This window comes from Microbispora sp. ATCC PTA-5024, from assembly GCF_000511135.2.
GTDB classification, from domain to species: domain Bacteria; phylum Actinomycetota; class Actinomycetes; order Streptosporangiales; family Streptosporangiaceae; genus Microbispora; species Microbispora corallina.
This window is the reverse complement of record NZ_KI866522.1, coordinates 1,223,950-1,230,308: the sequence shown is the minus strand read 5'-3', so window position 1 is coordinate 1,230,308 and position 6,359 is coordinate 1,223,950. Positions and strand designations below refer to the sequence as shown.

Here is a 6,359-nt window from a genome sequence, read left to right as displayed (position 1 = left end):
CGTCCGGGTCCGGCAGGTCGGCGAGACACGCGGGGGCGTCGCCACGCACCACGCTCAGCTCGACGCCGTGGTCGCGGGCGTTGCGGCGGGCCCGCTCGCACTGGGCCGGGTCCCGGTCGACCGCCACCACGGCCGCGCCGAAGCGGGCGCACTCGACGGCCACCGAGCCGCTGCCGCAGCCGAGGTCCCACACGAGGTCGCCGAGCCCCGGCCCGAGGTGGGCGAGCGCGAGCGCCCGCACCTCCGCCTTGGAGATCATCGAGTCCCGGTGCTCGTACGACTCCTCGGGCAGCCCCCACCGGGACGGAGTCAGGCGTCGCATCGAGGCCCAGCCCCTGCCGGGGGACGCGTCCGCGGCCAGCACGAGCAGGACGTTCGGGTCGGCCCAGGTCCGCGCCGCCGCCTCGTCCGGGGTGCATGTGGTGACGCGCTCACCGGGGGCGCCGAGGCGCTCGGCGACGACGAGCACCCGCGGCAGGTCCCCCAGGGCGCCGGCGATCTCGGCGGGGCCGCAGCCGGGAGCCGTCAGCACGGCGACCTTCGGCAGCGCGCGGCAGGCGTTGACGGCCCGGCGCGGCTCCCGGCCGTGCGCGCTGACCACCACCGCGTCGTCCCAGGAGTGCCCGGCCCGGGCGAACGCCGCCGCGACCGACGACACCGCGGGCTCCACGTCCACCCGGAGCCCGCGCTCACGCAGGAGGCGGACGATGCCGAAGAAGCCCGGGTCGCCCGAGGCGAGCACCACGGCCGGTCCCTCGTGGCGGCCGATCGCCTCCAGGCCCGCCGTCACGTCGCCCAGCACGTGGCGGGCCGCCCGGCCGGGCACCGGGAGGGCGTCCAGGTGCCGGGCGGCGCCCACCACCAGCGTGGCCCCGGCGAGCAGCGCGGCCGCCCGCGGCGCGAGCGGCCGCCCGTCCACGCCGATCACCGCGACCGGCGCGCCCGCGACGCCGTCGTCCCGTCCGCGGGTCACGCGACGGCCCCCTCGCTGGACGCCACCGGGGCGTGCCCGTCGGGGTCCACCATGACGACGGTCGCCGCCAGGGCGCCCTCGGTGAAGCGCTCCAGCACCTCCTTCACCCGCACGCAGACGAGGCGGGCTGCCGGCTCCAGCAGGCCCGCCTCCTCCCACAGCTCGTACGCGTGCCGGGCCGTGTTGGCCTCGGCGACCCGCCCGATGAGGGCCTCGTCGCCGCCGGCCCGCCCGGTGATCGAGGCGAGCAGGCCCCGGTCCACCTTCGACCGGGTGTAGTGGGTCATGAGCACGCCCGCCGCCAGCTTGGCGAGCTTGCCCGCCATCCCGACGAACACCACCTCGGACAGCCCCGCCTCGACGGCCCGCCGGAGGGCGGCGCCGGTGAAGTCGCCCACCTCGACGAAGCACACCTCGGGCAGGTCGGGGCGCAGCCGCATGGCCGCCCGGTCGGTGCGGCCCCCGGTCGACAGCACCAGCGTCCGCTCGCCCTGGGCGGCCATCACGCTGATCGCCTGCACGACGGACGAGCGCCACGACTCGGTCGAGAACGGCCGGACGACGCCGGTCGTGCCCAGGATCGAGATGCCGCCGAGGATGCCGAGCCGGGCGTTGGTCGTCTTGCGGGCCATCCGCTCGCCCTCGGGCACGCTGATGATCACGCGTACGCCGTGCCGTTCGAGGTCGAGGACCTCGCCCACCGCCTGCGTGATCTGCGCCCTCGGCACGGGGTTGATGGCCGGGCCGCCGACCTCGAGCCCGAGGCCGGGCCGCGTCACGACGCCCACCCCGACGCCGCCGTCCAGCTCGATGCCGGTCTCGCGCCGCCACGACACCGTCGCCGTCATGTGGGCGCCGTGCGTCACGTCCGGGTCGTCGCCCGCGTCCTTGACGACGACGGCGGTGGCCCGGCCGTCGCCCAGGTCGTAGGACTCGACGGGCAGCTCCACCCGGCCGCCGCCCGGCATCGGGGTGTCGACCAGCGGGGGAGTGTCGCCGTGGGCGAGCGCGATGCTCGCCGCCTTCGCGGCGGCGGCGCTGCACGTGCCCGTCGTCCACCCGGTGCGCAGCGCCCGCTTGCGCACCCGCATCGTGCGCGGCAGGTCCGGCTCGCGCAGCTCCGGCCGGCCGGTATCGGCGTCGGGGCCGTCCGGCTCGGCCGGGCCGGACGCGTGCCCGCCGCGCGGCTCGGGCCTGGGCGGCTCGGTCATGACGCGCCCCCGGAGCGCAGGGCGCGGCGCGCGACGGGGTCGGGGCGGCGGTGCCCGTGGAAGTGCCCGGGATGGTAGAGGTGCGAGCGCTTCCCCTCGGCGTCCAGCGCGGGCCCGACCAGCACGAGCGTGTGCTTCCAGAGCCGGTGGGAGCGGACCGTCGCGGCGAGCTCGTCGAGGCGGCAGCGCAGGACGAGCTCGTCCTCCCACGTCACTCGATACCCGACGACGCAGGGCGTCTCCGGCGGGTACCCGCCCGCCAGCAGCTCCTGCTGGAGCTGCGCCGAGCGGGCGGCCGACAGGAACAGCGCCATCGTCGCTCCGTGCGCGGCGAAGCCCCGGACGGTCTCGCCCTCGGGCATCGGCGTCTTGCCGCCCTCGAGGCGCGTGAGGACCACCGACTGCGCGACCTCGGGGACGGTGAGCTCCCGGCCCACGGCCGCCGCGACGGCGGTGAAGCTCGACACGCCGGGCACGATCTCGGTGGCCAGCCCGAGGGCCGCGCACCGGTCGAGCTGCTCCTGCACGGCCCCCCACAGGGCGGGGTCGCCCGAATGCACCCGCGCCACGTCGAGGCCGTCGCGGGCCGCCTCCTCGTAGAGGGCGACCACATCCTCCAGCGGCACCGCTGCGGAGTCGACGATCCGCGCGTCCGCGCGGGCGTGGTCGAGGACGCCGGGGTGGACGAGGCTGGAGGCCCAGATCACGATGTCCGCCCGCCCGATGGCGGCCGCCCCGCGCAGCGTCAGCAGGTCGGCCGCCCCCGGCCCGGCGCCGACGAACGTCACCGACCCCCGTCCGCCCTCGACGTCCGGGACGGCAGGGGGGTGGGCCGGACGTCCGCTGTCCTGGGGCGTCGGGTCAGTCGTCACAGCCGGCCTCCTCGGCCCGTCCTCGGTGGGGTCACGATCAGCGCCGACAGGTACGGCCCGGCCGAGCCGGGGTCGAGGCCCGCGGCGGGACGGATGTCCTCGTCCGGCAGCCCGAGCGACGCGCCGTACACGGCTCCGGCGAGCCTGCCGGCGTCGCGCACGGCCTCCAGGACCTCGGGCAGCACGCGCCCGCCCTTGTACGCGACGACGGTGTCGTGGGCGTCGAGCGCCCGGCGCAGCGCGTCGACCCCGGCGGTCAGCGGCATCAGCGCAAGCGACTCCCGTCCCTCGACCAGCACGGTGCCGCTGCCGGCAGCGAGCGCCTGCATCGCGGTGATCCCGGGGACCGTGCGCACCTCCACCTCGGGGACGAGCGCCTTCACGGTCGCGGCGAGATAGGTGAACGTGCTGTAGACGTTGGGGTCGCCGATCGTCGCGAAGGCGACCGTGCGGCTGCCCTCGGCGAACGCGCGGGCGACCTGCGCCCCGGCCGCGTCCCAGGCGCCGTCGCGACGCGGGCCGTCGGTCAGCGCGAAGACCAGCCTGCGCACCTCGCGCTCGGCGTGCGCCCGGACGATCCGCTCGGCGCGCCCCTCCTCGCCGGTGTCGGCCACCGGCACCACCACCACGTCCGCGTCCCGCAGCACCCGGACGGCCCGCACCGTGACCAGGTCGGGATCCCCGGGGCCGACGCCGACCCCCACCAGCGCCGGCCTCATGCGGCGGCCGCCACGAGGTCGCGGGCCAGGCGCGGCGCGCCCGCCCAGTGGACGTGCAGGTACGACGCGTGCACCCCGCCCCGGACGAAGCCCTCGCGCCGCCCGCCGGCGAGCGTGTAGGCGGCGGGCTCGCCGGCGGCGGGGGAGCAGACGGTGCGGTGGAACTCGTGCGCCCGCACGGCCGACCCGTCGGCCCGTACGGCGTCGCGGTAGCCGAGCGCGAGACGGCCGGTCATCCGGGCCTCGACCGGCAGCACCCCGCACATCGGCGTCCCGTCGAGCGACCGGGAGAGGTAGAGGAGCCCGGCGCACTCCGCCCAGACGGGCAGCCCGCGCGCCGCGAGCCGGGCGACCTCGGCCCGGAGGGGGACGTTGGCCGACAGGTCGGCCGCGTGCATCTCGGGGAACCCGCCCCCGATCACCAGGCCGCGGACGCCCTCGGGCAGCCGTTCGTCGGCGAGGGGGTCGACGACCGCCACCTCCGCCCCGGCCGCCGTCAGCAGTTCCGTCGTCTCGGCGTACGAGAACGTGAACGCCGCCCCCGCCGCGACCGCCACCACCGGCCGCCGTCCCGCGCCGGCCGCCGCGACGGCGTCCTGCCGAAGGGCGTCGGCGGCGGACCAGGGGGTGACGGCGAGGGACGGCGCGGCGGAGGCGATCCGGACGATCATGTCCAGGTCGCAGTGGCGCTCTACCAGGGCGCCGAGCGCGGCCACCGCCCGCCGGGCCTCGTCCTCCCGCTCGGCGGCGGGCACCAGCCCGAGGTGCCGGGAGGGCACGTGGACGCCCGCGTCCCTCGGCAACGCGCCCGCGACCGGCATGCCCAGGGAGGCGAGCGCCTCCCGGAGGATCTCCTCGTGCCGCGGCGAGCCCACCCGGTTGAGGACCACCGCCGCCACCTCCACCGACGGGTCGTACGTCGAGAAACCGTGCACGAGCGCCGCCACCGACGACGACTGCGACGACGCGTCCACGACCAGCAGCACGGGAGCGCGCAGCAGCCGGGCGACGTGGGCGGTGGACGCCTCCCCGGTCGCGCCCCGGCCGTCGAACAGCCCCATGACGCCCTCGACGACCGCGACGTCTGCGCCCCGGGCGCCGTGGGCGAACAGCGGGCCCACCAGGCCCTCTCCCGTGAGGAACGCGTCGAGGTTCCGGCCGGGACGGCCGGTGGCGAGCGCGTGGTAGCCGGGGTCGATGTAGTCGGGGCCGACCTTGTGCGGCGACACCCGCAGGCCCCGGGCCGCCAGCGCGGCCATGATCCCGGTGGCCACCGTGGTCTTCCCCGCGCCTGAGGCGGGGGCGGCGACCACCACCCGGGGGAGGGTCACCATTCGATCCCCCTCTGGCCCTTCTGACCGGCGTCCATGGGGTGCTTGACCTTCGTCATCTCCACGACCAGGTCCGCCGCCTCCACGAGCCGTGGGTCGGCGTCGCGCCCGGTGATCACCACGTGCTGGCGGCCGGGCCGGTCGCGCAGCGTCGCCACCACGTCGTCGACGTCCACCCAGCCCCACTTCATCGGATAGGTGAACTCGTCGAGGACGTACAACCGGTAGGTCTCGGCCGCGAGGTCGCGCCTGATCTGCGCCCAGCCCTCCCGGGCGTCGGCGGCGTGGTCGGCCTCGGCGCCGGGGCGCTGGATCCACGACCAGCCCTCGCCCATCTTGTGCCAGGTCACCGGGCCGCCCTCGCCGGTCTCGCCGTGGACGCGGCCGAGCGCGCGCAGCGCGGCCTCCTCGCCGACCCGCCACTTGGTGCTCTTCACGAACTGGAACACCCCGATGGGCCAGCCCTGGCTCCAGGCGCGCAGCGCGAGGCCGAACGCCGCCGTGGACTTCCCCTTCATCTCACCGGTGTGGACGATGACGAGCGGCCGGTTGCGCCGCTCGCGCGTCGTCAGCCCGTCGTGGGGCACCGTCGCCGGTCTGCCCTGAGGCATCTACGCCACCTTCCTCACGTCGCGGACCACGCCCGCGAGGCCGTCGGCCGCCAGGTCGTCGAGCCGCAGGACGATCCCGCCGAGCGCGGCCCCGAGCCGCGCCGCGAGGCCGAGCCGTACGGGTCCCTGCTCGCAGTCGACGACCACGCTGGCGAGCGGGTCGCCGCCCACCCCGGACGCGCGCAGGCGCAGCGCGACGCCCGCGGGGTCGGGTCCCGCGGTGTGGCGGCCGTCCGTCACGACCACCAGCAGCGGGCGGCGGCGCGGGTCGCGCAGCCGTTCGGCCGCCAGCACCCGCGCCGAGCGCCGCAGCCCGGCGGCGAGAGGGGTGCGGCCGCCGGTCGGGAGCCGCGCGAGGCGGGCCGACGCCAGCTCGACGCTCGACGTGGGCGGCAGCGCGACCGTGGCCTCTTCACCTCGGAACGTCACCAGGCCCACCTTGTCGCGGCGCTGGTAGGCGTCGAGGAGCAGCGACAGCACGGCGCCCTTCACGGCCCGCATGCGCGCCCGGGCCGCCATGGAGCCGCTCGCGTCCACGCAGAACAGCACGAGGTTCGACTCCCGTCCCTCGCGGACCGCCTCGCGGAGGTCGTCGCGGCGCAGCAGCAGGCCGCCGCGGTCGCGTCCGCGCCCGACCTGGTG

General features: G+C 77.2%; 7 protein-coding genes. All 7 read right to left on the bottom strand.

Going from position 1 to position 6,359, the window contains the following annotated elements; translation table 11 throughout:
• Window positions 1-973, bottom strand: a 973-nt coding sequence (cbiE, locus tag MPTA5024_RS05495) for a precorrin-6y C5,15-methyltransferase (decarboxylating) subunit CbiE (protein ID WP_232326226.1), incomplete at its 3' end; no start/stop codon positions are given.
• Entirely contained in the window at window positions 970-2,184 is a 1,215-nt protein-coding gene (locus tag MPTA5024_RS05490; RefSeq protein ID WP_084369434.1) for a cobalt-precorrin-5B (C(1))-methyltransferase, read from the bottom strand. The genes MPTA5024_RS05490 and cbiE, both read right to left, overlap by 4 nt.
• Window positions 2,181-3,056 carry a precorrin-4 C(11)-methyltransferase gene (gene cobM, locus MPTA5024_RS05485; protein WP_084369433.1) on the bottom strand — a complete coding sequence of 292 codons (876 nt, stop codon included), beginning with the start codon at window positions 3,054-3,056 and terminating at the stop codon, window positions 2,181-2,183. Before cobM ends, MPTA5024_RS05490 begins: the two co-directional genes overlap by 4 nt.
• A complete protein-coding gene (cobI, locus tag MPTA5024_RS05480) occupies window positions 3,053-3,775 on the bottom strand; it encodes a precorrin-2 C(20)-methyltransferase (RefSeq protein ID WP_036320424.1) in 723 nt (240 codons plus the stop codon). The genes cobM and cobI overlap by 4 nt, the downstream gene beginning before the upstream one ends.
• Window positions 3,772-5,109 (bottom strand): cobyrinate a,c-diamide synthase, encoded by a 1,338-nt coding sequence (locus MPTA5024_RS05475; protein WP_036320422.1) that lies wholly within the window; start codon window positions 5,107-5,109, stop codon window positions 3,772-3,774. The genes cobI and MPTA5024_RS05475 overlap by 4 nt, the downstream gene beginning before the upstream one ends.
• Window positions 5,103-5,717: a cob(I)yrinic acid a,c-diamide adenosyltransferase gene (cobO, locus tag MPTA5024_RS05470; RefSeq protein ID WP_036320419.1), complete on the bottom strand. Its 615-nt coding sequence runs from the start codon at window positions 5,715-5,717 to the stop codon at window positions 5,103-5,105. The genes MPTA5024_RS05475 and cobO overlap by 7 nt, the downstream gene beginning before the upstream one ends.
• A partial coding sequence (locus MPTA5024_RS05465) for a vWA domain-containing protein (protein ID WP_036320417.1) occupies window positions 5,718-6,359 on the bottom strand: 642 nt, incomplete at its 5' end. It abuts the gene before it with no gap.

Excerpts from the sequence above, each read along its gene's own strand:
- MPTA5024_RS05490 (WP_084369434.1), bottom strand. The coding sequence starts at position 2,184 with ATGACCGAGCCGCCCAGGCCCGAGCCGCGCGGCGGGCACGCGTCCGGC.
- cobI (WP_036320424.1), bottom strand. The coding sequence starts at position 3,775 with ATGAGGCCGGCGCTGGTGGGGGTCGGCGTCGGCCCCGGGGATCCCGAC.
- MPTA5024_RS05475 (WP_036320422.1), bottom strand. The coding sequence starts at position 5,109 with ATGGTGACCCTCCCCCGGGTGGTGGTCGCCGCCCCCGCCTCAGGCGCG.
- cobO (WP_036320419.1), bottom strand. The coding sequence starts at position 5,717 with ATGCCTCAGGGCAGACCGGCGACGGTGCCCCACGACGGGCTGACGACG.